Raw genomic sequence first — 25,901 nt, forward strand, 5'->3', positions numbered from 1 at the left:
CGGTTCTCTATTGCGGGTGCAAATGGCTTTTTGGAGCTTAAAGAATATGAAAACATACAGTGCAAAGCCTGAAACTGTTAAGCGTGACTGGTTCGTAGTCGACGCTAGCGGCAAAACTTTAGGCCGCCTGGCGACTGAAGTAGCTCGCCGTTTGAAAGGCAAACACAAAGCAGAATATACGCCTCACGTTGATACTGGTGACTACATTATCATCATCAACGCTGAGAAAGTGACTGTGACTGGTAACAAGGCGCAGGACAAAATGTATTATCGTCACTCTGGTTATCCAGGTGGCATTAAAGAAACCAACTTCGAGAAATTGCAGGCGACAAAACCTGAAATGATCATCGAGAAAGCGGTAAAAGGCATGCTTCCTAAGAATCCTTTAGGCCGTGCGATGTTCCGCAAGTTGAAAGTTTACGCTGGCACTGAGCACAACCATACTGCTCAGCAACCAATCCCATTAGAAATCTAAGGTGAGAACAATGGCTGAACAATATTACGGAACAGGTCGTCGTAAAAGCTCTACAGCTCGTGTTTTCCTGCGTCCTGGGAATGGTGCGATTACCGTTAACCAGCGTAGTCTTGACGAGTATTTTGGTCGTGAAACATCACGCATGGTGGTTCGTCAACCGCTTGAGCTAACTGAAACTCTTGAAAAATTTGATGTGTACGTAACTGTTGCTGGTGGCGGCGGTACTGGTCAAGCCGGTGCGATTCGTCACGGTATCACTCGTGCATTAATGGAGTATGACGAAGAATTACGTGCTCCATTGCGTAAAGCTGGCTTTGTTACCCGTGACGCTCGTGCAGTTGAGCGTAAGAAAGTGGGTCTTCACAAAGCACGTAAGCGCCCTCAATTCTCGAAACGTTAAGTTTCGGACAGAATTGCCGGAGAGGAACTCCGGCATTATTTACACCCGCGCACTGCGGGTGTTTTTTTATCTATACCTTTCTGAATTTTTCCAACTATCAATAAGTTACATACCTCGCACTGGTCTGACCTCATTGTTTTTGTGGGTATTTTCCTATATGATCCCTGCGCAGTATTCTGCCGTAGAAGTAATAATAAGTGTTTGAAGGCAATTTTTTGGCTTGCTTCATAGCAGAATCAATTTAAATCATGATTTTCCAACGCCATCCATTGGTGGGTGGTGCTATTTCTTCGTGGGGAGACTAACCGAATGAGTAATCAGGGCGTCAACAAAGGACGCAGAAATCTGCTAATCGGTGCTACTTCAGTAGTAGGAGCGGTTGGTGTGATTGGTGCGGCAGTACCTTTTGTTCGTTCCTGGGCACCAAGCGCCAAAGCGCAGTCTGCAGGTGCTCCAGTTGCGTATGACTACACAAAACTTGAGGTAGGACAGCAAATAACTGTGGAGTGGCGTGGTAAACCTGTATGGGTTATGCGTCGTGACGATAAGATGTTACAAAGCATCACAAAGAGTGAAGGGCTTGTAGCCGATCCAGCGTCAGAAAAACCACAACAACCTGAATATTGTAAAAACGAATACCGTTCAATTGAGCCTGACATCTTTGTCGCGGTTGGTATTTGTACACACCTGGGTTGTTCACCGCAGCTTTTTGCAGATGCGGGTTCTTTAGAAGGTGGCTGGCTAGGTGGATATTACTGCCCATGTCATGGTTCTAAGTTTGATTTGGCTGGTCGTGTTTATAGCGGTGTTCCAGCTAACGCTAACTTGGAAGTTCCTCCTTACACTATCGACACAGCAGCTAAAATGATTGTGATTGGTGAAGAGGGAGGTGCCTAATGTTTAAGAATTTTATGACATGGCTTGATGCCCGTTTCCCAGCTACTAAAGTCTGGAACGAGCATTTAGCTGAGTATTATGCACCAAAGAACTTCAACTTCTGGTATTTCTTTGGCTCACTAGCAATGTTGGTTTTAGTTAACCAATTGCTTACCGGTATCTGGTTAACCATGTTCTACAGCCCAAGCGAGCCATTTGCTTCTGTAGAATACATCATGCGTGATGTTGAATATGGTTGGCTTATTCGTTACCTCCACTCAACAGGTGCTTCAGCATTCTTCGTTGTGGTTTATTTGCATATGTTCCGTGGCATTATGTACGGTTCATATAAAAAGCCACGCGAGTTGATCTGGATCTTCGGTATGATCATCTTTGTACTGTTAATGGCGGAAGCCTTTATGGGCTACCTATTGCCATGGGGACAGATGTCATTCTGGGGAGCTCAGGTGATTGTTAACCTGTTTGGTACCATTCCAGTTGTCGGTCCAGACCTGGTTGAATGGATTCGTGGTGACTTTACTTTGTCATTAGCGACTCTAAACCGCTTCTTTGCTTTACACGTTGTAGCAGTTCCATTGGCATTGGTTGCGATGGTGTTCTTGCACATTGTAGCGCTACATAAGGTTGGCTCAAACAACCCAGACGGCGTTGAAATCAAAGAGAAGAAAGATGAGAACGGTATTCCATTAGATGGTATTCCTTTCCATCCTTATTACACGGTTAAAGACATCGTCGGTGTAGTAGTCTTCATGATGATCTTCCTCGGCGTGGTTTTCTTTGCTCCTGATTTTGGTGGCTACTTCCTTGAGCGTCCAAACTTTGAGCCAGCTAATCCGCTGAAAACACCTCCGCATATTGCCCCGGTTTGGTATTTCACACCATTCTATACCATGTTGCGTGCAGTTCCGGATCCGTTTGGTGGCTTCATCGTAATGGCATTGGCAATTGTTATTTTGTTCCTATTGCCTTGGCTTGACCGTCAAAAAGTGAAGTCGATCCGCTACCGCGGTGCTTCGTACAAAATTCTATTAGCCCTGTTTGTTATCTCTTTCATCATTCTAGGTGTTCTAGGTGTTGTTCCTGTAACAGACTTTACTAAGTGGCTAGGACGTATTTGTACCGTCTATTACTTCTTCTTCTTTATCGCCTTGTGGTTCTTGCCCAAGTTCGAGAAAACTAAACCAGTACCAGAGAGGGTAACAGACAAATGAAAAAGTTAATTACAGCTATTTTATTCCTGCTACCTGTATCTGCATTCGCTGCGGGTGGTGGTACAACATATCCAAATGATCCGGCAAATATTGATTTGTCGGATAAAACTTCACTGCAAAATGGTGCCAAGTTATACGTTAACTATTGCTTGGGTTGTCACTCGATGGAATACGTACGCTATTCGCGTATTGCTCAAGACTTGGAGTTAACTGAAGAACAAACAGTAAACAACCTCATTCTTGGTGACCAAAAGTTCGGTGACACCATGGATAAAAGCATGAATGGTGATTTAGCCAAGAAGTGGTTCGGTGTTGATCCGCTGGATCTGTCTTTGGCTGCTCGTGTTCGTGGTGAAGACTGGGTGTATAACTATTTGCGTTCTTTCTACGTCGACCCATCACGTCCATTTGGGGTGAATAATACAGTATTCCCTGAAGTGGGTATGCCTCATATTCTTGCTGATCTGCAAGGCTTACAGGCAAAGAGTGATGAACTACTTTCTGTTGAAGAGCAAATTGCTGAAGCCAAAGCTGTGTTGAATGATTCTGAAGCAAGCGAAGAAGCAAAAGCTGAAGCAGAAGAAAAACAACATGAGGCAGAAGCTGCTATGGCTAAATTAGCAGCTGAAGGCAAGATGTTTGTTCAGATTAAAGAAGGACAGATGACCCCGGAAGAATATGACGAAAATATTCGTGACCTAACTGCGTTTATGGCCTACACCGCCAATCCAGTAAAACTGGAAAGTAAGCGTATGGGTGTTTGGGTTCTATTGTTCTTATTTGTGCTATTAATATTTGCTTATTTCCTGAAGAAAGAGTTCTGGAAAGACATTCATTAATCAGCATCCTAAGCCTCGGTGAATCCTTACCGGGGCTTTCTTGTTATTCGCAGGAGAAAACAGTATGGCAGTAGTTGCCAAACGTTCAGTTATGACACTTTTTTCTGGCAATGATGTGTACAGCCATCAGGCACGCATTGTTTTAGCAGAAAAAGGTGTAAATTATGAAGTGGTAGAAGTTACCCCTGACAATGTTCCGGAAGATTTGTTGGACTTGAATCCATATGGTTCAGTTCCGACCTTAATTGACCGTGACTTGGTTTTATACGAAGCCAGTATTGTCATGGAGTACCTGGATGAGCGTTTTCCTCATCCTCCATTAATGCCGGTATACCCAGTGACTCGAGGCCGTAGCCGCCTGATGATGCATCGCATCCAGAAGGAGTGGTACAGCCAATACGAAATTATCGTTAACGGTACTGAAGCAAAGGCAAAAAAAGCTCGTAAGGAATTACAGGAAAGCATTATGGCTCTAGCGCCTGTGTTTGCCAGCAACCCTTACTTTATGAGTGAAGAGTTCTCGCTGGTTGATTGTGTCATTGCTCCTTTGTTATGGCGCGCTGATCAATTAGGAATTGAGATCTCAGGTCGTGGTAGCAAGGCAATCCACGATTATATGGAGCGTATTTTTGATCGCGAATCTTTCAAGGTCAGTTTGACTGAAGAAGAACGTGAAATCAAAATGGGTCTAATGTAATGGCGGGTAACTCGCCATTACAACCTTATTTATTAATCGCTTATTACGAGTGGATACTCGATAATGAGTGGACTCCCCAGATCCTCGTTGATACTTCGCATCCCCAAGTTGATGTTCCAATGCAGTTCGCCAATGACGGAAAAATTGTTCTCAACATTGCTCCAACTGCTGTTGCTAACTTTGAACTGAATCATAACTTTGTAAGCTTTAATGCCCGTTTTTCTGGGCAATCATTAGGCCTATATATTCCTACCAGCTCAATTATCGCAATTTATGCCAGGGAAAATGATCAGGGTATTATGTTTTCCGCTAATATGTATTCTGATGAGACAAATGAGCCAGAGTTAGCGCCAATTGATGATGAAAATGGTTCAGGACCCGGTGATGATGGACCAGACGATGAGCCACCAAAGCCTCCAAAAGGAAAGCCTAACCTAAAAGTCGTTAAGTAGTAGCTTACTTAAGTGATTCAGGTTTAAATAATAAAAAACGGCGAGCACTATGCTCGCCTTTGCGTTCCTATCGAGTGGGAATTTTACTTAGTCGATATACTCAAAGATTTTTACTACTTTTTTAACGCCGGAAATATTGCGTGCAACGAGGGCAGCCTTGTCCCCCTCTTCGCGAGTAACCATTCCCATCAGGAACACTTCCTTATCTTCGGTAATGACTTTTATACGCTTAGAATCCAACCCCTTTTCTGCAGCAAGACTGGATTTGACTTTGGTTGTGATCCAGACATCTGTAGCAGTACTGACGTTTTCAGGGTTACCAATACGTAACTCATTAAATGCCTTCTTCATTTCAGGCACACCTTTAACCGCCATAGAAATTTGGTTAACTACATCTTCATTAGGCACTTGCCCATAAATGAGCACATAAAGATTATGGCTAACCACATCCACAGCATTAGGTTGGTTTTTTTCCAGTATCGGATAAATTCTGTCTTTGATCCGGACTTGAATACTAGAGTCTTCAGCAACGGTGCCAAAAGTTGTACATGCTGATAAGCCAAGCAGTAAGACTGGAAGAAGAATTAAAAAGCGGAGTGAGTTTTTAGTTAGCATTATTAAACCTCGGTACCAAATAAACTGTTATCAATAAAATCGCAAAGTGCATGAATCACCACAAGATGGACTTCCTGAATTCGTGCCGTGGAATTTGATGGAACACGAATTTCAATATCGTTAGGCCCCATCAGACCTGCCATTTCACCGCCATCTTTACCGGTTAAAGCAACAATCAGCATATCTTTACTGAGAGCAGTTTCCATGGCATTAATCACATTTCGCGAGTTGCCACTGGTTGAAATAGCCAGCAATACGTCGCCAGGTTGGCCTAATGCTCTCAATTGTTTCGCAAACACGTCATTATAACTGTAATCGTTAGAAATGGATGTCAGCGTACCCGTATCAGTTGTTAAGGCAATTGCCGGTAAACTTGGGCGCTCGCGCTCAAAGCGGTTGAGCATTTCTGAAGAGAAATGCTGTGCATCGCCAGCAGATCCACCATTACCGCAACTAAGAATTTTATGGCCATTAAGCAAGCTGTTAACCATGATTTGCCCAGCTTTTTCGATTGACTCGGGTAGAGCATCAGCTGCAGCAATTTTAGTTTGAATACTTTCTGTAAAAATATCACGAATTCGTTCTATCATAATCTACCTGGTCGAGTAACTGATACAATACTTACCAGGCGGAGGCCTGAAAAGCATTCTGATGCCATTCTATAATCGGCTCATTTGATGCCAATGTTACGGAAACAACATCAAAACGACAATCACGTTGCTGCATTTTTTTATTGGACTGTAAATACAACTGAGCCGTTTTGATGATTTTTTGTTGCTTGCGCAAATCAACGGTTTCAGCACCGCTACCGAAGCTGGTATTGGCGCGAAAGCGAACTTCAACAAATACTAAAGTCAAACCATCCAGCATGACCAGGTCAATCTCACCGTAACGGGAACTATAGTTCCTCTCAATTAACTTGAGTCCTCGTTTTTTGAGATGATTTTCGGCGAAGAGTTCAACCTTATCACCACGCTGTCGAGTACTCATTTATCGTACTATTCCTTGATGACCAATTTATTAAAGTTAGTATTGCTAAGGGTTAACTGGTATCCAGTGTCCATTCTGATATTTAGCCCAGGCAAGTTTGCGAACAATTCTGCCATAAAAATCTAATGTAAGCTCACCCGAAAGCCCTTCAACAGAGTAATCGGATAATGCAGATAACTGGCCAATTTCAGGTATTAGCAGGAATGAGTCATAGCCTAGTGCAAAAAAGCGTCCAAGACTACCACCTGCGGTTGGGAACATTTTCGTAATCTTTTGCTTGTTCGAAGCCTGTTCCTCGGTTTGCGGTATCATCCAGGGGGCATCGACAAAATAAATGCCGTTGAGGTCATTTTCGCGTCTATTACTACCATTATAAAGGTTTGAAGTGGCGTAAACAGGCAGATTGTAAGCATAGTAATAGTTCAAGTATGGCTTGATAATACGAGCTTTTTCCGGCTCTGCAATCATAAAGATAAAATCTGCAGTGGTAGATATTTGTGCTGAAGACTCAATCGGAAGATTTAAAAGGTTTTGCAGCTCTCGCTTTCGTTTTTCAGCCTGATCAGCGCCAAGCATCTGCATCACGGCAACTTTTGGATCCGGAGTGCGAGATAAGTCGGCACTTCTAACCACGGTACCGCCATGGCGTTGAAAAACGTCATTAAATGTTTCGACTGCTCGATTGCCGACAGTTTTATCAGCATTGATAACGAAAGCACGGGTTTGTCCCTTATCAATAGCGGAACGGGCGATCTGTTCTGCCTCATCTTCGATTGGCAGTCCAAACTGGAACATGCCCGTTGGTGCGTAGGTATTATCCAGTCGATTTAAAACTAAAGTTGGAATTGGCAGCTTTTGATATTGTGCTATATCGTTGGCTTTATTTTTCAATAAAGGACCAATGACAAATTCAACACCGTCAGCTAAAGCCTGTTGATAGAGTAACTCAACGGGTTCACTGGCTGTGTCATAAACAACCACTTCGGGCTTCTCGCTACCCATCATCTGGGTGTCATAAAACGAAGTCATAAATCCATCAAGAATCACGTTACCAACTGTAGACAGGCGCCCGCTAGTTGGAAGAAACAGTCCAATTTTTGTTGGAGCACCAATATCAACGACAACACTCTCTCGTTGTACTTTAATATCAATATAGTAAAGGGCCGGATGGTTAGGATAGAGGATATTCCATTCCTGCATAGCTTCTGAAAGGGCAGCTGGATTATTGGCAAATTGCTGCTGAATGATCGCCATGTCTAACCAGCCAAGCTCATCATGCTGATCCGCACGGTTGCGAGTGATTTCAAGAGCTCCGGTTGGAGAAGTCATCAACTCAATCCAGATTTTACGTTCCTGTTCTTCGCGAAGGTCTGGGTCTGTAAACAAAGGCATGGCTTCGATGCGTGTCATTGCCGCATCGGCATGGCGCTGATTGGCAGCCAGGCTATCCGCAAGCAATCTGTAATAATGTGATTGCCACTCAGGACTGAACTGCTCAGGGTTACGCACTGTTTGAAGAGCGCGGATTGAATCAAATGGTTGGTCCTGAGTAAGAGCCACTTCACCGACCAATAAGTACCAGTCCTTGCGTAATTCGAGCGGTAATTGAGTTGGATAAAAGCTATTTAATATATCGTATGCTTGAGTATATTGCTTTCTCTGAACGTAGGCTTTAGCCGCCTGTAGTAGGAAAGGGGCTCTATCGGCTTCTTCTGCTGCTTCTGCCTGCTGCAAATAAAACTCTGCAGGCTGCATGTCGTAGTCCGCAACGGCCCGTGAATCAGACTTACGAGAAGAGGTGGTTGTACAGGACGTTACCATCAATACGCTGAAAAAAGCCGTGAATACTAATATGAGGTTCTTATGCATACGCTTTTTTGTCATAATTCCATACTCATCAAATAATTATCGGTATTTTAGGCGCTTAGGCGCAGCAAGGCAAAAAAGCTATGGCAGAATTCGCACAAAGTGATACAGCATCGGCACAATTAGGCATTTTATATGTGGTGGCTACGCCGATTGGCAATATTGAAGACATATCTACACGTGCTATTCGTCTACTTAAAGAGGTGGATCTGATTTTTGCTGAAGATACACGACACAGTCAACGGCTCATGCATCATTACGCCATAGATACTCAGATGATGTCGCTCCATGAACACAATGAGGTGGCTCGAATTGAACAAATTGCAGGACTGTTACAGCAGGGAAAGCATATAGCCTTGATTTCTGATGCGGGCACTCCCCTGATATCCGATCCCGGCTTTAAGCTTGTACGAGAAATTAGGAAGCAAGGCTTTCGCATCAGTCCAATCCCGGGTCCCAGTGCCATTATTACAGCCCTGAGCGTTGCCGGGCTGGCGACTGACAGTTTTAGTTTCTGGGGATTTCTACCAGCGAAATCATCCGGACGAAAACAAGTTTTCAGTGATTTGTCTCAAAATAGGGAAACACTGGTATTTTATGAGTCATCTCATCGAATCTTAGACTGCCTAAAAGATTTAAGCGAAATTATGGGGGGTAGGGAGTTAGTAATTGCTCGCGAACTGACAAAAACCTTTGAAACCATCCTATCCGGAACGGCTGCTATTTTGATCAATATTCTGGAGCAAGATCTGGATCAACAAAAGGGAGAGTTTGTTCTGATGGTGACTGGAGCTGACGATAAACCGACAGAAATGGATTCTGATACTCAGATGCTAATGGCTGCGTTACTCGAAGAGTTACCCCCGAATAAGGCTGCTAAAATTGCTGCTCAGGTGTCAGGGCTGAAGAAAAAGGTCTTATATCAATGGGCTTTGGAACAAAAAGAAAAATAAAATTAGTGTCACTTTTCTCTGTTAACTAGAGTCTTAGTAGGTAATGAAAAGTTCTACAAGTTGGAACTTAATGACTATTAACTGAACTGGAGATGTTTATGAAATCACTTAAATCAGCAGTTGCTATTTTACTAACGCTTCCGATGATGGCGCTAGCTGGTGAGGTTAAAGTCAGCTGGGGTGATTTTGATGACTTTATTGATGTACGTCCTGCAAACGAGACTAAATCAGGTTTCTATAAGCGTGTGAAAACAAGTCTGGAGAAGTCATTTACAAAACTTAGTGAGAAATTACCAGAGGGAGCTGTGTTTGAGTTTCGTATTACCGATCTCGATCTGGCTGGAGATGTCCGGTATGGTGGACTCAATGATTATCGGCTGGTAGAACGTTTGTATTACCCAATAATGAAGTTTGATTATCAGTTGATTAATAAAGACGGTACGATTCTAAAACAAGGTACTGAGACATTAAAGGACATGAATTTTTTGGATCGAATCAGGTCTCCTGGTCAATACAGAAGAGAGAGTTTTTATTACGAAAAGCGTATGTTTGAGGAGTGGTTCGAAGAAACCATAGAGTCACAGTTTAAATAAACTCTGAAATTATATACATAAAAAGGCAGGCCAATGAGCCTGCCTTTTTAATTTTGCTTGCTTTTTCATCATTGAAGACTAAACTTGCCCACAAGCTGGCCAGACAGTCGCTGCCCACCATATGGTGGGGAGAGGAAAGTCCGGACTTCACAGAGCAGGGTGCCAGGTAACGCCTGGGCGGCGCAAGCCGACGGCAAGTGCAACAGAAAGCATACCGCCGATGGAATCGCAAGATTCACAGGTAAGGTTGAAATGGTGCGGTAAGAGCGCACCGCACTGCTGGTAACAGTATGTGGCGAGGTAAACCCCACCCGAAGCAAGACCAAATAGGGTTCCGTATGGCGTGGCTCGCGTTGGAACCGGGTAGGTTGCTTGAGCCATGGAGTGATTCATGGCCTAGACGAATGACTGTCCTTGACAGAATCCGGCTTACCGGCCAGCTTATTTTATCCTTATTGATAGTTTTGTCCTGAAGTTTCAGTCATTCGTCGATGACTGTCCTAGACGCACTCTTAATAAGAGATTCGGCTTACCGGCCAGCTTATTTTTTTCCATATTGATAGTTATGTTCTGAAGTTTCGGTCATTTGTCGATGATTGTCCTAGACGCACTCTTCATAAGAGCCCCTGCATTCCAGCAAGCTTATTTTTCTTCGTCATTAACTGTTCAGTTAGCGTGTATACTTACACCATGAACTCTTCTGAATTCTACATTTTGTTGGCTGATTTAATTCTGATTACTCATACACTATTTGTTGTATTTGTGGTGCTTGGATTGCTGTTCATCATTATAGGTGGCATATGTGGCTGGTCTTGGGTTCGAAACCCCTGGATTCGGTTGGCACACTTATTAGCGATTGGTGTAGTGGTCATTCAGTCCTGGTTTGGTGCTATTTGCCCATTGACTGTCTGGGAAAATAGCTTACGACAAATGGCTGGAGAGGCGGGCTATCAGGATTCTTTCATTTCATACTGGCTGGAAACGATTCTCTATTATCGTTTTCCACATTGGGTATTTGTTGTGGCCTATACTCTATTCGGTGCTTTGGTATTGGTCAGTTGGCTGTGGGTTAGGCCGAGACCTTTTAAAAAGGCTGTTTAAACAAACGAATCCACTGTTCTGACCCAAAAACAGCTCAAAATGTTAAATCCCATACTCTAACTTAAAGTAAATTCTAACTTCCCTATCTAATTTTCTGAAAAATAAGCAGTTTATTTTTGCATGTTTGTTAGTGCTGACTAACTTCGCTAAGTGTTTGTCAAATAAGGACATTTTTCACATTTTCCATGCAAATTTGCCTTGCAAAATCAATGCAAAGTTCATATAGTGTAGAGAAGTGGAGAAAAGTGTCGCAAAGTGGATCGTAAGGGATCAGTGAAGATCAACGACCAATTTGCATAAAACAGCTGAGAACCGGGTAGCACTTTCGGTTCTGGCATAACGAGTCAAAAGTGGGGTTTACATAGAGCCATGTTCCGTGGAGCAACTGCAATCAATATGGACGCGAAAGGTCGTATCGCCATTCCGGCGAAGTACCGCTCGCGTTTTGAAGATGTTTGCTCCAATCAAATTGTGGTGACTATTGACCTGTTTGACCCGTGTTTATTACTTTTCCCGCTCCCCCACTGGGAACAACTCGAAGCAAAACTCGACACTTTTTCTAACACAGACCCTAACCAACGCCGTATTAAACGTATGTTACTCGGTCATGCATCAGAGCATGAAATCGATGGTAATGGACGTATTCTACTGCCTCCTGTCCTGCGTGAATATGCGCAATTGGAAAAACAATTACTACTAGCCGGCCAAGGCAAAACCTTCCAGATTTGGAATGAAGAGAATTGGCACAAGAAGATTGAGCAGGATGTTGAAGCGTTGGCTGAGGGGCCATTGGATCCAGAAAGTTTACCTGAACTGGCGTTCTAGTTATGAGCACCGAACAAGAACACGATTCAGTCCTGCTAAACGAAGCAGTGGAGGCTTTAGTGATCGACCCTGACGGCATTTACATCGATTGCACATTTGGTCGCGGCGGACATAGTCGCGCCATTTTGTCGCATCTATCGGATGAGGGGCGATTGATAGGATTTGATAAAGATTTACAAGCCATTGCAGTAGGCGAACAACTGCAGCAGGAAGACCAACGATTCAGCATCGTTCATGAGAGTTTTTCTCTTTTAGAACAAGAGGTTAGCAAGCGTGGCTGGGTTGGTGAAGTAACCGGTGTGTTAATGGATTTAGGCGTTTCATCGCCACAGCTTGATCAGGCAGAGCGCGGATTTAGTTTTATGCAGGATGGGCCATTAGATATGCGCATGGATACCACTCGTGGGCAGACAGCAGCGCAGTGGGTTGCCAATACTGATGAAGAGGACATGGTTTGGACTTTTAAAACATACGGCGAAGAGCGCTATTCGAAACGAATCGCTCGCGCCATCGTAGAAAAAAGAGCGAAAACGGCAATTACTCGGACCAAAGAATTGGCGGACATTATTTCACAAGCGCATCCCCGTTGGGAAAAGCATAAACATCCAGCGACGCGCTGCTTTCAGGCCATTCGTATAGCGGTTAACCGTGAGCTGGATGATCTGAAAGATACATTAGAACAAGCACTGAACGTACTAAAGGTAGGTGGACGCCTGGTAGCGATTAGCTTCCATTCGCTGGAAGACCGTATCGTTAAACAATTTATTCAGAAGCAGGAAAAAGGGCAGGATTTTCCGCCTGGCTTGCCGATTACGGAAGACATGATTAATCGTCGCATGAAGAAGGTTGGCAAGTTTACCAAAGCTGGTGAAAGCGAGTTGGAACGGAATATACGAGCTCGAAGCGCAGTAATGCGAGTTGCGGAGAAGTTGGCATGAGCCCGGCCAAACTAAAAGAGAAGGTAAAAGAAACTACTAGTTTGTGGCCTTTTTACAGTTTGCTGGCAACCGTGCTCCGTCGCTTTGGAGTCATTCTGTTGGGAGTACTGGTGGTGGTTTCAGGTATTGTGATTGCCCACCAGACTCACCAGATGCGTCAGGCAACGATTGCATTGAAGCAACTGGAAGATGAACAGACAGCACTGGATCTTCAATGGCAGAAGTTAAGCCTTGAACAGAGTGCATTATCAGAACACAGCAGAGTAGAGTCTCTTGCTGAAAAACGCTTGCAAATGAAGCCGTTAGATTCAAGAAATGAAGTGTTAATTACGCCCTCGGTTAGAGGTAAATAATGAAGAAAGTACAGAACCGTAAGTTAAAAACAGTACCGCTTTGTACATGGCGTTATTACGTCATGATTGCGGTATTGTTGTGCGGTTTTGGTGCTTTAGTGACACGTGCTGCGTATCTTCAGGTGGTTAACGCTGAGGAACTGACAGAGGCAGGAGAGTCACGCTCGGTACGTGTAAAAGGTATATCTAGTCATCGTGGCCTGATCCTGGATCGTAATGGTGTTGAGCTGGCTCGCTCAGTTCCCACCGAGTCAGTCTGGCTTGATCCTAAAACGCTTTTAGCTAATGAGGATGTGCTACAAAGTAAAGAGTGGAAAGCATTTGCTGCGGCATTGAAACGTAATGAAAATCAATTGAATCAATGGGTTAAAGATAGAGCTGATAAACGATTTGTTTGGCTCGAACGGCATGTTGATCCGAATGTCGGGCTGTATATTAAACGGCTGGATATTCCCGGGGTTGAATTTAAAACCGAGTATCGTCGGTATTATCCTAGCGCTGAAGTGACTGCCCATCTTGTGGGCTTTACTGGTATTGATGACAAGGGCCTGGAAGGGGTTGAAAGAGCTTTTGACAGCTTTCTGACTGGCCAGCCTGGAAGTAAGCAGGTAGTAGTGGACTTGTACCGTCGGGTAGTTGAAGAGCGAGGAATTCTGGCGCAGGCTGAGCAGGGCAACGATCTACAGCTTAGTATTGACACAAGAATTCAGGCAACTGCCTATAAAGAATTGAAGAAGGCTGTTTTACAGAACGGCGCCAAAGGTGGTTCTGTAGTGGTGGTTGATGTGGATACCGGCGAAGTTCTGGCTATGGCAAGCCAGCCATCATTCAACCCCAATAGATCGGACAGTAGACTTCCTGAGTTCACACGTAACCGCTCCATAACCGACTTATTTGAGCCTGGTTCAACCGTGAAACCATTAACGGTAGTCAGTGGCCTTTCAAGTGGTAAGTTTTCGACAAACTCAACAGTGGATACTTCACCTGGACGTATGAAGCTAGGTTATGCCTGGGTTCGTGACCCTCGAAATTATGGAGTTCTGGACCTGGATGGAATTATTAAAAAATCCAGCAACATGGGTGTTTCCAAGATAGCTCTCGAACTTTCAGATCAAGAATTCTTAAGTACTTACTATAAAGTCGGTTTTGGTATGGAGACTGGATTAGGCATTCAAGGTGAAGCGGATGGAATTCTAGCACCGAGAGCTAATTGGTCAGAACATGAGAAGGCTTCCATGTCTTATGGTTATGGCTTTATGGTCAGCCCCATTCAACTGGCTCAGGCTTATGCCATTCTTGGTGCAGGTGGTGTACGTAATCAATTGACGCTTATCAAGCGAACTGATGGTCAAGAATATCCACAAGAACAGGTCATCGAGCCGGAAGTGGCACGAGCAGTTGTGAAAATGATGGAAGAGGTGGTTTCGGAAGGTGGTACCGGTACTCAGGCCAAAGTCGATGGTTATCGTGTCGCAGGTAAAACGGGTACTTCTAGAAAGGCCGTGCGTGGTGGTTATGGTGATGAGTATGTAACCGTGTTCGCCGGACTTGTACCAGCCAGCGATCCCAAATTTGCCATTGTTGTCATGGTTGATGAGCCTGCCGGTGATAGTTACTACGGCGGAACAGTATCTGCCCCAGTTTTTTCAAAAGTGGCGGATAAGGCGCTGCATTTGCTAAATATTGCGCCAGATAATAAGTCGCAAAAACACGCAATCGCTACAGCGACTAATGTGGTGGGAGGTCAACATGACTAAACCATTACAACAGACCGCTGCATTGAAGAAGATCATTAAACCAGTAGTGAGTGAGCAGTTGTGGAAAGACTTTCCGCAACTAGCAAGCATTGAAGTGAACGGATTGCAGCTAGACAGTCGTCAAATAAAAGCTGGTGAAATGTTCGTAGCTTATCCTGGACATGCTACTGATGGCCGTGAATATATCCAACAAGCCGTTGATTCAGGAGCTTCGGTGGTTCTTTTCGAACAGGATGGTAGTGAAACGATTTTCAAAACCTTGCTCAATGACAACCAGCAAGTGGCAGCCTCCGCCAAGACTCTCTCCGGGGTTTATAACTATAAGGAGGCTGTTTTAATTCCTGTTAAAAACTTAAGTCAAAATGTCAGTCTGATTGCCGCCCGCTTTTATGGCAACCCGACTAAAAAAATGTCAGTAATTGGTGTAACTGGAACCAATGGGAAAACCAGTTGCGCTTACCTACTGGCTCAGGCGCTTGAGTTTTTACAATATCCAACATTAATGCTTAGCACGGTGGGTAACGGCAATCCAAATGAACTGAAAGCTACAGAAAATACAACGCCTGATGCGATAGCTATTCAGCGATTAGCGGCAGAATATCTACAGCAGAAAAACTACCACATGACGATGGAAGTTTCATCGCATGGTTTGGTGCAATCGCGCGTAGCAGCAGTAGCATACAAGGTCGCGATATTCACCAATTTATCGCAGGACCATTTGGATTATCACGGTGATATGGAGTCGTATTTCCAAGCTAAAAGAGAGTTATTTATCAGCGAAAATCTTCAGGTCGCTGTGATTAATGCTGACGATGAATATGGACGTCGACTATTAGCAGATGAACAGATTAGTTGCAGAAAAATTGCTTATAGCTGTAAAGAAAAGAATGACAGTTTGAATATCAGTGACTGGGTTGTCGCTCAAAATCAAATGTTCAATATGAAAGGCATTCAAGCTGAGTTGCATACACCATGGGGTACAAGCAAATTACGCTCTGGCTTATTAGGGCATTTCAACTTATCAAACTTATTGGCGGTAGCGTCTGCTTTAGGATTCTTGTTTGGCGATATTAATAAGTGGATCGTTGCACTTAATGCAGCCAAGGCTGTTCCAGGCCGTATGCAAAGTTTTACTAAAGCTGGTAAGGCAACGGTTGTAGTTGATTATGCTCATACCCCAGATGCTCTCGATAAAACACTCGGTAGTTTGCGTGAGCATTGTGATGGTGACTTGTGGTGTGTGTTTGGCTGTGGCGGTGACCGCGATAATACAAAACGACCATTAATGGGCGGTGTTGCCGAACAGAAAGCTAATCATGTGATTATTACTGATGACAATCCAAGAACGGAAAATGCTGACAATATTGTCGACATGATTCGTCAGGGCATGAGTAACAAGAACGCTGAATATATTCAAAAAAGAAAAGAAGCAATCAAGTTTGCATTAACTCACAGTGCTGCCAATGACATGATTCTTGTCGCTGGAAAGGGCCATGAGGATTATCAGCAAATTGGAACCAAGAAAATTCACTATTCAGATTTGGAAACAGTAGCAGACTTAATGGAGGAAATCGCATGATCCCATTAAGTTTGAAAACAATCGCACAAGTAACTGACGGCCAACTTCAGGGGCCGGAAAAAACTATAGAAAAAGTGGTAACCGATAGTCGAGTGGACTGTCGCGATGCACTGTTCGTGGCATTAATAGGTGAAAACTTTGATGGCCATAAGTTTGTAGGAAAAGCCAAAGCAGAAGGTGCCATTGCCTTGTTGGTTGAGCACGCTGTCGATAGTGATTTACCACAAGTCATTGTTGCCGATACTTCTAAAGCACTTGGTGCCATTGCGGGTTATGTGCGTGATCAGGTGAATCCTTTTGTAATTGGTATTACTGGCAGCGCGGGTAAGACGACCGTTAAAGAAATGGTTGCCAGTATCTTGCGCCAAAAAGGCAATCTGTTGGCAACACAGGGTAATTTTAATAACCATATTGGTGTGCCTTTAACGCTGTTGAGATTAAAGGCTACTGACCAATTCGCAGTGATAGAAATGGGTGCCAATCATGTTGGGGAGATTGCCTACTGTGCTTCAATCGCTAAGCCAGATGTCAGCGTCATCAATAATGTAGAAGCCGCACACATTGAAGGTTTTGGGTCGATTGAGGGTGTGTCAAAAGCCAAGTCTGAAATTTATGAGGGTCTATCTGAAGAAGGAACTGCAGTAATTAATTTGGATAGTGCATTCGCTGATGATTGGGCTGAGCGTTTTAATTCGCTACACAAAGTTACAGTATCACGCCATAAAGATGCCAACTTTGTGGCTGATAATTGTCAATTACAAGCAAACGGCAATGTACTTTTTGAAATGCAACATACCCAAGACGGCAGTAGCCAGACAATAAGCGTGCAGCTTCCGGTACCGGGTATGCACAATGTATCCAATGCGTTAGTTGCTGCAGCACTGGCATCGGTTGCTGGTGCTGATATGGAAATGATTAAAAACGGTCTTGAAACCATGGTTTCAGTTAAGGGCCGCCTAAATCAATTGAAAGCAGCAAATGGCGCACTGATTATTGACGATACTTATAACGCCAGTGTTCCAGCAGTAAAAGCAGCAATTGATTACTTAGCAACTCTAAGCGGAACCAAATTGCTGGTTCTTGGGGATATGGCTGAGCTGGGTGATGACAGTGAGCGGTATCACCGTGAAGTGGGCGAGTATGCAAAAGATAGAAAAATTGATCGCTTACTGGTTTGCGGGGAATGGGTAAAACACAGTGCCGAAGCATTTGGCGAAAAGGCACATTGGTTTGAGACAAAAGACCTACTTGTTTCTTACCTGAAAAGCATTATGCAGTCAGATTATAAAATATTAGTAAAAGGCTCACGTAGCGCCCGAATGGAACAGGTGGTCGATGCATTGGTAGCACCCGCCGCGGATGAGCAGAATTCGAAATTTGGGGGGAATCAATAATGCTGACCTGGTTAGCAGACTATTTATCGCAGTATTACTCAGGGTTTAACCTGTTCCAATACTTAACATTTCGCTCGATTGTTAGCGTAATTACGGCCTTAGGCATTTCATTGCTGGTAGGTCCATCAATGATTCGTCGTTTGAGCAAGTATCAAATTGGACAAACCGTGCGTGATGATGGTCCACAAACACACCTTGCAAAAGCTGGTACTCCGACCATGGGCGGTGCCTTAATTATATTCGCGATTGTTTTCAGCTCATTGATGTGGGGCGAACTGAGCAACCGTTATTTATGGGTGGCTTTGATCGCATTGGTGGGGTTTGGCTTAATTGGCCTGGCGGACGATTACATCAAACTGGTGCGCAAAGATCCTAAAGGTCTGATCGCGCGCTGGAAGTATTTCTGGCAGTCGCTATTAGGTGCTGGCATTGCACTTTACCTGTTCTACACGGCTTCACCTGCTGAAACTCAACTATTAGTGCCGTTCTTGAAAGACGTCATGCCACAACTAGGTATTCTCTTCATCTTCATGGCTTATTTTGTGATTGTTGGAACCAGTAATGCAGTGAACTTAACAGATGGTCTTGATGGCTTGGCGATACTGCCAACAGTTCTGGTAGCGGGTGGTCTTGGCATCTTTGCATACGTTACCGGTAATCAGGTTTTCTCAGAATATTTGGCCATTCCTTATGTTAAAGGAGTGGGTGAACTTGTTATTTTCTGCGCAGCAATAATTGGCGCAGGTTTAGGCTTCCTTTGGTTCAATACCTATCCAGCACAGGTTTTCATGGGTGATGTGGGTGCACTGGGACTCGGTGCTGCACTCGGTGCCGTAGCAGTCATGGTACGTCAGGAGTTGGTGCTGTTCATCATGGGTGGTGTGTTCGTCATTGAGACTTTATCAGTGATATTGCAGGTCGGCTCATACAAGTTAACAGGGAAGCGAATATTCAGGATGGCTCCATTACATCACCACTATGAATTAAAAGGTTGGCCAGAGCCTCGCGTGATTGTGCGCTTCTGGATTATTTCATTAATTTTAGTATTGATTGGTTTGGCGACGTTGAAAATACGCTAAACAGGACACTAGAGAATGATGGCAATGCAACATAAAGATATCGCTTACAAAAACCGCTTAATTCTCGGTCTGGGACAGACCGGGCTTGCGGTTGCGCGTTATTTGTCTGCATTGCGTCAGCCGTTCCATGTAATGGATACGCGCGACATTGCTCCAGGCCACGAAGAACTTGAAAAATTGGCTCCTGGCGCTTTGCTTAAATGGAATGGCGAGTTATTTGTAAATTATGATGAGTTAGTTGTCAGTCCTGGCATCTCTATCGCACGCGATGATATACAAGCTGCGCGAAACGCCGGTGTCAGCATTGTGGGCGATATCGAGTTATTCGCACAGATAAATAGTTTGCCTGTGATCGCTATAACAGGTTCCAACGGCAAAAGTACGGTTACGGATTTGGTTGGTGAGCTAATCAATGCCAGCGGCAAAAGAGCATTAGTTGGTGGCAATATCGGTGTTCCAGTGTTGGACCTATTGGAGCAAGACGGTGATTTGGTAGCGCTCGAGCTTTCCAGCTTCCAACTAGAAACCACTGACAGCTTGAAGCCAGTGGTGGCGACTGTCTTAAATGTCAGTGATGATCATTTAGATCGTTACAACAGTTTCCAGGACTATGCTGATGCCAAATTAAGAATTTATCAGCAGGCTGGCACCTGTCTTATCAATGCCGACGATAAGAACACATGGCTTAAAGACGCTAGTGGCAAGGCTCAGGTTGTTAAGTTTGGTATTGCAAATGAACATACTCAGCCAGAGTGGGCTGTAAATATTGAGCAAAACTCAATTACTCACAATGGCAACAAGGTTCTTGCTTTGAACGAGCTGACATTACAGGGCATACATAACGCTCTTAATGTAGCTGTAGCATTAGCATTGGTGGAAATTGCAGGCATTAAATTAACCAAGCCTGTGTTAGATGCAGCGAAATCCTATAAGGGCTTGCCGCATCGTTGCCAATTGGTCGCAGTAAAAAATGGTGTGACATTCATTAACGATTCAAAGGCTACCAATGTTGGCGCAACAGTTGCTGCAATACTAAGTTTCCAACCCCAGTTTGGCAATAACATTGTTCTAATCGCTGGTGGAGATGCAAAAGGAGCAGACCTGTCCAGCCTGCGACAGATTGTCAATGAGACAGTAAAAGCTGTGGTTTGTTTTGGAAAAGATGCACCAGCAATTGCAAAATTATGTCCACAAAAATCCCAGCTGGTCGGCAATTTAAAAGAAGCCGTGACCACTGCTAATCAATATGCACAAGAAGGGGATTTGGTACTTCTTTCTCCTGCTTGCGCAAGCTTAGATATGTTCGCCAACTATATGCATCGTGGCGAACAATTTGCTCAATGTGTGGAGGCGCTATGACCAGCATCTTAAACACATTGAGAATCACGGATTTCATGGAACAGCTGAAGCTGTCTGATCCGCGTACACGCCTGGATCCCTGGTTGCTGGGACCTGTCATGATTCTATTAGCGATTGGTTTAATGATGGTTGCATCAAGCTCAATGCCATTCGCTGAAGATCACATGAATGGCAATGAGTTCCACTTCCTGATTAGGCACATTATTTATTTATCCATTGCGGTTGTGGCGTCAGTTTTAGTTCTGCAGCTTGATACGAGATTCTGGCAGGTTAACGGAATTTATATGCTGCTATTAGGAATCATTTTGCTGATGCTGGTTTTAGTGATTGGCAAAGAAGTGAATGGCAGTAAACGCTGGATTGGTGTTGGTCCATTAACAGTACAGCCAGCAGAATTAATGAAGTTCTTCATCGTAACTTATCTTGCGGGTTACCTGGTTCGTCGCAGTGATGAATTGCAGACACAGATTAAAGGTTTCACCAAGCCATTATTAGTGATTGGTCTGGTGGTTGCTTTCTTACTACTGCAGCCTGATTTTGGCTCATCTGCAGTTATCGTAGCAACCGCTCTGGCTATGCTGTTTCTGGCTGGCGCAAAGTTATGGCAGTTCATTTCATTGACTGCATTTGTTGGTGTTGTCATGGCATTGGTTGCCTGGAAAGAACCATACAGAATGAAGCGCTTAACCAGCTTCCTTGACCCTTGGGCTGATCAATTTGGTAGCGGCTATCAATTGGTTCAGTCATTGATTGCTTTCGGTCGTGGCGACTGGTTTGGAGTAGGGTTGGGTAACAGCGTACAAAAACTTTCCTACTTACCCGAAGCACATACAGACTTTGTGTTTGCAGTATTTGCCGAAGAGTTCGGGTTTGTTGGTGTTCTGTTCGTCATCATCCTGTTTTCTATCATATTGTTGCGCAGCCTAAGTATTGGGCGTCGTGCTCTGAAGATGGAGCAGTATTTTGCCGCCTATATCAGCTACGGATTTGGTTTCTGGTTGAGTTTGCAGGCACTGATTAATATCGGAGTATCCAGCGGCAGTCTTCCTACCAAAGGCTTGACCCTGCCGTTTATCAGCTATGGCGGTAACTCGCTCATTGTCACCTGTATGGCCATTGCGATTATTTTACGGGTGGATTTTGAAGTCCGTCGTCGTGAGCATGAATTTGCAAAAGTGAAACGCGAGTATCGCTCTGCGAGAGGAGGTCAGGATGACTAAGCGTATCTTATTGATGGCAGGCGGAACAGGCGGACACATCTTCCCGGCATTGGCGGTTGGAAAAGAACTGCAGCAGGAAGGTTGGAGGCTTCATTGGTTGGGATCGCAAGGTGGAATGGAGGAAGAGCTTGTTCCTAAGCATGATATTCCAATGAGTGTACTGCCAGTTAAAGGCATTCGTAATAAAGGTCTGGTGTCTTTAATAAAAGCACCATTTCAACTTATGAAAAGTGTTTGGCTTGCCCGCAAAGCGATCAAACAATTTAAACCAGATGTAGTACTGGGAATGGGTGGTTTTGCCAGTGGGCCAGGAGGCATTGCTGCAAAATTGTGTGGAGTCCCATTAGTGATTCATGAGCAAAATGCTATTGCTGGGATGACTAATACACAATTGAGCAGATTCAGTCGCTGGACATTACAGGCCTACCCAGGCGCATTCCCGGAAAGTGACAAAGTAAAAACCGTTGGTAACCCAGTCAGACAGGACATCGGTAGCGATAAGGATCCATCAGAGCGGATCGAAATGGATAACCGAAGCGTTCACATACTGGTTGTTGGTGGTAGCCGAGGTGCAGCTGTTTTTAATGAAGAGTTACCGGAAACTTTTAGCTTGGTTAATAGTGGTTTAGAGGTTCATGTCAAGCATCAATGCGGGAAAGGTAATTATGAATCTGTTACTGAGAGATACGAAGCAACGGCAACTGACAAAGTTAAATTTGAAGTGTGTGAGTTTATTGATGATATGGCGCATGCCTACCAATGGGCAGATCTTGTAGTGTGCCGTGCAGGTGCATTGACCGTAGCTGAAATAGCAATGGCAGGATGCGTAGCAATATTTGTGCCTTATCCGCATGCGGTGGATGACCATCAAACCTATAACGCACGGTATCTTGCTGATCAGGGTGCAGCATTAATCATTCAGCAACACGATTTGGGTAAAGAAAGGTTAGCTCAGGAAATTACTGCTCTGGCTAATGACAAAGAACATTTAATTGAGATGGCAAGAAAATCTCAAGCATTAGCAAGGACAGATGCTACCAAGGCCGTTGCAGAATATTGTAAGCAAGCGGCAGCAGAAAAAGCAGAAACGAAAGTGAGAAATAAAACATGAATTCTAACAGTACATTAATGCAACAGATTCCAGAGATGCGTCGTATTCGTCGCGTCCACTTTATCGGTATCGGTGGTGCCGGGATGAGTGGTATTGCAGAAGTATTGTTGAATTTGGGTTACCAGGTGTCTGGGTCCGATTTGCGTGAAAGTAAAGTCACGGAACGCCTGAAAACTTTAGGTGCTGATATCTTCATTGGGCATAGAAGCGACAACATTAGAGATGTGAATGTGGTGGTTGCTTCAACAGCAATACCCAAAACTAATCCTGAATTAGAAGCCGCCCGTGAGCACCGGATTCCAGTGGTCCCTCGTGCAGAAATGTTGGCCGAGTTGATGCGCTTCAGACATGGTGTTGCGGTGGCTGGTACCCACGGTAAGACGACTACGACCAGTTTAATTGCCAGTATTTTTGCGGAAGGTGGACTTGATCCGACTTTTGTTATTGGTGGCTTGCTTAACAGTGCAGGTTCAAATGCGCGTCTTGGCACCAGTCGATTCTTTATTGCTGAAGCTGATGAAAGCGATGCTTCCTTCCTTCATCTTCAGCCAATGGTTTCGGTAGTTACTAACATCGAAGCTGACCATATGGACACCTATGGCGGGGATTTTAAGAATCTCGAAAATAACTTTATCGATTTTCTGCATAACTTACCGTTTTATGGTCTAGCCGTATTGTGCATTGATGACAAAACGGTGCAGGAAATCATGCCAAGAATTACTCGCCCAACCGTTACATATGGATTCAGCGAAAATGCAGATGTTCGGGCGATTGAATTCACACAGTCTGGTACCAAAAGTCACTTTAAAGTCATTCGTCGAGACCATGAAGGTGAGCTTGAAATTACCTTGAACTTACCAGGCCGGCACAATGTACAAAATGCTTTGGCCGCGATAGCTGTAGCCAGTGAAGATGGTGTTTCTGATGCATCAATTCAAAAAGCGTTGGCAGAGTTTGGTGGTATTGGTCGTCGATTCCAGATGTATGGTGACTTTGAAGTAGATGGCAAAACAATCACTTTGCTTGATGATTACGGACACCATCCGAGTGAGGTAATGGCGACTATTGAGGCGATGCGTCGTAGTTGGCCAGAACGTCGCCTGGTTATGGTCTATCAGCCTCATCGTTATAGCCGTACCCGTGATTTGTATGAAGATTTCAGTAAAGTTCTTTCAGAAGTTGATGCATTGTTACTGCTTGAAGTCTATCCGGCAGGTGAAGAACCCATCCCTGGTGCGGATAGCCGCTCCTTGTGTCGAAGCATTCGTCAGCGTGGAAAAATCGAGCCGATTCACGTAGAAAAAATTTCACAACTACCAGAACTGTTGAGCAACATTTTGCAAGATGGTGACGTGGTTGTGACTCAAGGCGCCGGCAATGTAGGAGCACTCGCTCCGGCATGGGCTGAAGTCAAAATGGATTTACGTCAATTAAACACGGAGGCCGAATAATGAGTATTGATAAATTCGGCAAGGTTGCGGTGCTTTATGGCGGACATTCTGCAGAAAGGGATGTGTCGTTACGCAGTGGTAAAGCGGTTCACAACGCATTGCAAACTGTTGGGATAGATGCCGTGCTGATTGATCCAAAAACAGATGGCCTGGAAGCTATTCAAAATAGCCAGTGCGATCGCGTGTGGAATGCATTACACGGTCGTGGCGGCGAAGACGGAGTTATTCAGGCGCACTTACAATTATTAGGTCTGCCTTATACCGGTAGCGGTGTCATGGCCTCTGCAATCGCCATGGATAAATTGCGCACGAAACTGATTTGGCAGGCAATGGGTTATCCAGTTGCCAAACACCGCATGTTGAATACGGGTGTTTTAAGTTTAGATCAAACAGCAGACGTATTAGCCGATATGAGTGGCTGCGTGATGGTAAAGCCGATTCGTGAAGGTTCAAGTGTTGGAATGGCGAAAGCTGATGATGCAGAAACTCTGGTAAAAGCAGTGAATAGCGCTAAGCAATATGATCGTGAAGTGATGCTTGAACAATGGATTGATGGCGATGAATACACCGTCAGTATTTTGAATGGCAAAGCATTATCCAGTATTCGTGTCAAAACGCCGAATACTTTTTATGACTTTCAGGCGAAGTACCAAAGTAATACGACTGAATATTTATGCCCAAGCGGCTTAAATGCAGAAGATGAAGCGGAACTGGCCGAACTATCTCAGGCGGCATTTTATGCGCTGGGTTGTGAAGGTTGGGGCCGAGTCGATTTGATGCGAGAGCGCTCAAGCGGCAACTGGTATTTGCTTGAAGTGAATACAGTGCCAGGAATGACTGAAACGTCATTGGTGCCTAAAGCTGCAAAGCAGTCAGGCATGAGTTTTGAAGAGCTGGTAGTCGCGGTGCTCGAAACCAGTTTTGTGGAAAGACATTAAAGGATATTGATTGATATGGCAAAGATGGCAACACGCGAAGAACGCAAACAGGCGAAAAGCTTGAAAGGCTGGATTAAGCCTTTGAAGTGGGTGCTTGGTATTGCTTCTGCAAGCGCGCTTGTTGTGGCTTTAGTCTTTGCCGGGATTTGGGTGTTTAGCATTAATACTGACAATGTGTTCCCAATCAATCGACTTGAAGTTTTTGAGCAACAGTATACATCGGCTGATGAAGTCAGAGCTGCAATTAAATCTATTGATGATCGTGGCTTCTTCACTATGGATATGACAACTGCTGAAGAAAAGTTTGTCGCACTACCTTGGGTAAAGTCGGTGCGTTTGCGCAAAGTATGGCCCGATACCTTACAAGTTACCGTGGAAGAATATGAGCCATTAGCGTATTGGGGACTGAATGGTGTGGTCTCATTAGAAGGTAAAGTTTTCTACCCTGAACAGTTACCCGATATGAACTGGGTAAAACTACAGGGGCCAGATGAAATGGCAAAGGATTTAACGGTACTGCTGCAAACTTATCAGGAACAGCTTTTGAAAAAGTCGCTGTTCATAGAAGGTATGCAGTTGAGCGAACGAGGTGCCATCAGTTTGACGCTGAATGACGGGTTAGTTGTTCAGCTTGGCAAGGTGCATGTGGAAGAGAGAATAGAGCGCCTTTTGAATCACATAGATGTGTTGAAAACACATAAGTCAGATGCATTGGCCTATGTGGACTTGAGATATCAAAACGGTTTTGCAGCTAAATGGTTTAGCAATACAACACCGCTAGAAAACGGTGGGGGCAATAGGTAAAGCA

Annotated in this window: 27 protein-coding genes and 1 other RNA gene; 24 read left to right on the plus strand and 4 right to left on the minus strand. The window is 44.4% G+C overall.

The annotated features are described in order from the left end of the window. The first annotated feature begins 46 nt into the window (after positions 1 to 46). The 7 genes from rplM to B158_RS0110540 all read left to right on the plus strand — a co-directional run bounded on the left by rplM (position 47) and on the right by B158_RS0110540 (position 4,971). A complete protein-coding gene (gene rplM, locus B158_RS0110510; protein ID WP_026309359.1) occupies positions 47 to 475 on the plus strand; it encodes a 50S ribosomal protein L13 in 429 nt (142 codons plus the stop codon). A 10-nt stretch (positions 476 to 485) separates the two neighbouring features. Further along, on the plus strand, positions 486 to 875 hold the full coding sequence (rpsI, locus tag B158_RS0110515) for a 30S ribosomal protein S9 (protein WP_018625334.1): 390 nt from the start codon (positions 486 to 488) through the stop codon (positions 873 to 875). 309 nt (positions 876 to 1,184) lie between these two features. Further along, positions 1,185 to 1,772 carry a ubiquinol-cytochrome c reductase iron-sulfur subunit gene (gene petA, locus B158_RS0110520; protein ID WP_018625335.1) on the plus strand — a complete coding sequence of 196 codons (588 nt, stop codon included), beginning with the start codon at positions 1,185 to 1,187 and terminating at the stop codon, positions 1,770 to 1,772. After that, a complete protein-coding gene (locus tag B158_RS0110525) occupies positions 1,772 to 2,983 on the plus strand; it encodes a cytochrome b (RefSeq protein ID WP_018625336.1) in 1,212 nt (403 codons plus the stop codon). The genes petA and B158_RS0110525 overlap by 1 nt, the downstream gene beginning before the upstream one ends. Beyond that, positions 2,980 to 3,822, plus strand: coding sequence for a cytochrome c1 (locus B158_RS0110530; RefSeq protein ID WP_018625337.1), 843 nt, complete (start codon positions 2,980 to 2,982; stop codon positions 3,820 to 3,822). The genes B158_RS0110525 and B158_RS0110530 overlap by 4 nt, the downstream gene beginning before the upstream one ends. A gap of 64 nt (positions 3,823 to 3,886) precedes the next feature. Further along, positions 3,887 to 4,519, plus strand: coding sequence for a stringent starvation protein SspA (gene sspA / locus B158_RS0110535; protein ID WP_018625338.1), 633 nt, complete (start codon positions 3,887 to 3,889; stop codon positions 4,517 to 4,519). Further along, positions 4,519 to 4,971, plus strand: coding sequence for a ClpXP protease specificity-enhancing factor (locus tag B158_RS0110540; protein WP_018625339.1), 453 nt, complete (start codon positions 4,519 to 4,521; stop codon positions 4,969 to 4,971). Before sspA ends, B158_RS0110540 begins: the two co-directional genes overlap by 1 nt. A gap of 87 nt (positions 4,972 to 5,058) precedes the next feature. On the opposite strand, the gene B158_RS0110545 is transcribed toward B158_RS0110540, so the two are convergent. The 4 genes from B158_RS0110545 to B158_RS0110560 are packed head-to-tail and all read right to left on the minus strand — an operon-like array spanning position 5,059 to position 8,460. Continuing rightward, positions 5,059 to 5,586 (minus strand): BON domain-containing protein, encoded by a 528-nt coding sequence (locus B158_RS0110545; RefSeq protein ID WP_018625340.1) that lies wholly within the window; start codon positions 5,584 to 5,586, stop codon positions 5,059 to 5,061. A 2-nt stretch (positions 5,587 to 5,588) separates the two neighbouring features. Then, a complete protein-coding gene (locus B158_RS0110550) occupies positions 5,589 to 6,176 on the minus strand; it encodes a phosphoheptose isomerase (protein WP_018625341.1) in 588 nt (195 codons plus the stop codon). Positions 6,177 to 6,207: 31 nt separating this feature from the next. Next, entirely contained in the window at positions 6,208 to 6,576 is a 369-nt protein-coding gene (locus B158_RS0110555; RefSeq protein WP_018625342.1) for a YraN family protein, read from the minus strand. A gap of 45 nt (positions 6,577 to 6,621) precedes the next feature. Then, positions 6,622 to 8,460: a penicillin-binding protein activator gene (locus B158_RS0110560; protein ID WP_033414111.1), complete on the minus strand. Its 1,839-nt coding sequence runs from the start codon at positions 8,458 to 8,460 to the stop codon at positions 6,622 to 6,624. A 65-nt stretch (positions 8,461 to 8,525) separates the two neighbouring features. Between B158_RS0110560 and rsmI the strand changes: the two genes are divergently transcribed. The 17 genes from rsmI to B158_RS0110650 all read left to right on the plus strand — a co-directional run bounded on the left by rsmI (position 8,526) and on the right by B158_RS0110650 (position 25,897). Further along, a complete protein-coding gene (rsmI, locus tag B158_RS0110565; protein WP_018625344.1) occupies positions 8,526 to 9,395 on the plus strand; it encodes a 16S rRNA (cytidine(1402)-2'-O)-methyltransferase in 870 nt (289 codons plus the stop codon). A 98-nt stretch (positions 9,396 to 9,493) separates the two neighbouring features. Continuing rightward, positions 9,494 to 9,988 carry a DUF3016 domain-containing protein gene (locus tag B158_RS0110570; RefSeq protein WP_018625345.1) on the plus strand — a complete coding sequence of 165 codons (495 nt, stop codon included), beginning with the start codon at positions 9,494 to 9,496 and terminating at the stop codon, positions 9,986 to 9,988. A 91-nt stretch (positions 9,989 to 10,079) separates the two neighbouring features. Next, positions 10,080 to 10,436, plus strand: an RNA gene (gene rnpB, locus B158_RS13270) — RNase P RNA component class A. 242 nt (positions 10,437 to 10,678) lie between these two features. After that, positions 10,679 to 11,089, plus strand: coding sequence for a DUF2784 domain-containing protein (locus B158_RS0110585; RefSeq protein ID WP_018625347.1), 411 nt, complete (start codon positions 10,679 to 10,681; stop codon positions 11,087 to 11,089). 369 nt (positions 11,090 to 11,458) lie between these two features. Then, positions 11,459 to 11,914, plus strand: a complete 456-nt coding sequence (gene mraZ, locus B158_RS0110590) for a division/cell wall cluster transcriptional repressor MraZ (RefSeq protein WP_018625348.1) — start codon at positions 11,459 to 11,461, stop codon at positions 11,912 to 11,914. A 2-nt stretch (positions 11,915 to 11,916) separates the two neighbouring features. Then, the gene (gene rsmH, locus B158_RS0110595) at positions 11,917 to 12,852 is read left to right on the plus strand and encodes a 16S rRNA (cytosine(1402)-N(4))-methyltransferase RsmH (RefSeq protein ID WP_018625349.1); all 936 of its coding nucleotides are present in this window, start codon (positions 11,917 to 11,919) and stop codon (positions 12,850 to 12,852) included. Next, positions 12,849 to 13,205 carry a cell division protein FtsL gene (ftsL, locus tag B158_RS0110600; protein WP_018625350.1) on the plus strand — a complete coding sequence of 119 codons (357 nt, stop codon included), beginning with the start codon at positions 12,849 to 12,851 and terminating at the stop codon, positions 13,203 to 13,205. The genes rsmH and ftsL overlap by 4 nt, the downstream gene beginning before the upstream one ends. Beyond that, on the plus strand, positions 13,205 to 14,962 hold the full coding sequence (locus B158_RS0110605) for a peptidoglycan glycosyltransferase FtsI (RefSeq protein ID WP_018625351.1): 1,758 nt from the start codon (positions 13,205 to 13,207) through the stop codon (positions 14,960 to 14,962). Before ftsL ends, B158_RS0110605 begins: the two co-directional genes overlap by 1 nt. Then, on the plus strand, positions 14,955 to 16,541 hold the full coding sequence (locus tag B158_RS0110610) for a UDP-N-acetylmuramoyl-L-alanyl-D-glutamate--2,6-diaminopimelate ligase (protein WP_018625352.1): 1,587 nt from the start codon (positions 14,955 to 14,957) through the stop codon (positions 16,539 to 16,541). Before B158_RS0110605 ends, B158_RS0110610 begins: the two co-directional genes overlap by 8 nt. Further along, positions 16,538 to 17,935, plus strand: a complete 1,398-nt coding sequence (locus B158_RS0110615) for a UDP-N-acetylmuramoyl-tripeptide--D-alanyl-D-alanine ligase (protein WP_018625353.1) — start codon at positions 16,538 to 16,540, stop codon at positions 17,933 to 17,935. Before B158_RS0110610 ends, B158_RS0110615 begins: the two co-directional genes overlap by 4 nt. Continuing rightward, positions 17,935 to 19,014 (plus strand): phospho-N-acetylmuramoyl-pentapeptide-transferase, encoded by a 1,080-nt coding sequence (mraY, locus tag B158_RS0110620; protein WP_018625354.1) that lies wholly within the window; start codon positions 17,935 to 17,937, stop codon positions 19,012 to 19,014. The genes B158_RS0110615 and mraY overlap by 1 nt, the downstream gene beginning before the upstream one ends. 15 nt (positions 19,015 to 19,029) lie before the next feature. After that, on the plus strand, positions 19,030 to 20,373 hold the full coding sequence (murD, locus tag B158_RS0110625) for a UDP-N-acetylmuramoyl-L-alanine--D-glutamate ligase (protein WP_018625355.1): 1,344 nt from the start codon (positions 19,030 to 19,032) through the stop codon (positions 20,371 to 20,373). Beyond that, positions 20,370 to 21,593, plus strand: coding sequence for a putative lipid II flippase FtsW (ftsW, locus tag B158_RS13090; RefSeq protein WP_018625356.1), 1,224 nt, complete (start codon positions 20,370 to 20,372; stop codon positions 21,591 to 21,593). Before murD ends, ftsW begins: the two co-directional genes overlap by 4 nt. Continuing rightward, a complete protein-coding gene (gene murG / locus B158_RS0110635; RefSeq protein ID WP_018625357.1) occupies positions 21,586 to 22,704 on the plus strand; it encodes an undecaprenyldiphospho-muramoylpentapeptide beta-N-acetylglucosaminyltransferase in 1,119 nt (372 codons plus the stop codon). The genes ftsW and murG overlap by 8 nt, the downstream gene beginning before the upstream one ends. Next, the gene (gene murC / locus B158_RS0110640) at positions 22,701 to 24,155 is read left to right on the plus strand and encodes a UDP-N-acetylmuramate--L-alanine ligase (protein WP_018625358.1); all 1,455 of its coding nucleotides are present in this window, start codon (positions 22,701 to 22,703) and stop codon (positions 24,153 to 24,155) included. The genes murG and murC overlap by 4 nt, the downstream gene beginning before the upstream one ends. Then, positions 24,155 to 25,093 carry a D-alanine--D-alanine ligase gene (locus B158_RS0110645; protein ID WP_018625359.1) on the plus strand — a complete coding sequence of 313 codons (939 nt, stop codon included), beginning with the start codon at positions 24,155 to 24,157 and terminating at the stop codon, positions 25,091 to 25,093. The genes murC and B158_RS0110645 overlap by 1 nt, the downstream gene beginning before the upstream one ends. Positions 25,094 to 25,108: 15 nt before the next feature. Beyond that, entirely contained in the window at positions 25,109 to 25,897 is a 789-nt protein-coding gene (locus tag B158_RS0110650) for a cell division protein FtsQ/DivIB (protein ID WP_018625360.1), read from the plus strand. The last annotated feature ends 4 nt before the right edge of the window (positions 25,898 to 25,901 follow it).

Source organism: Kangiella aquimarina DSM 16071, from assembly GCF_000374105.1.
Taxonomy (GTDB): domain Bacteria; phylum Pseudomonadota; class Gammaproteobacteria; order Enterobacterales; family Kangiellaceae; genus Kangiella; species Kangiella aquimarina.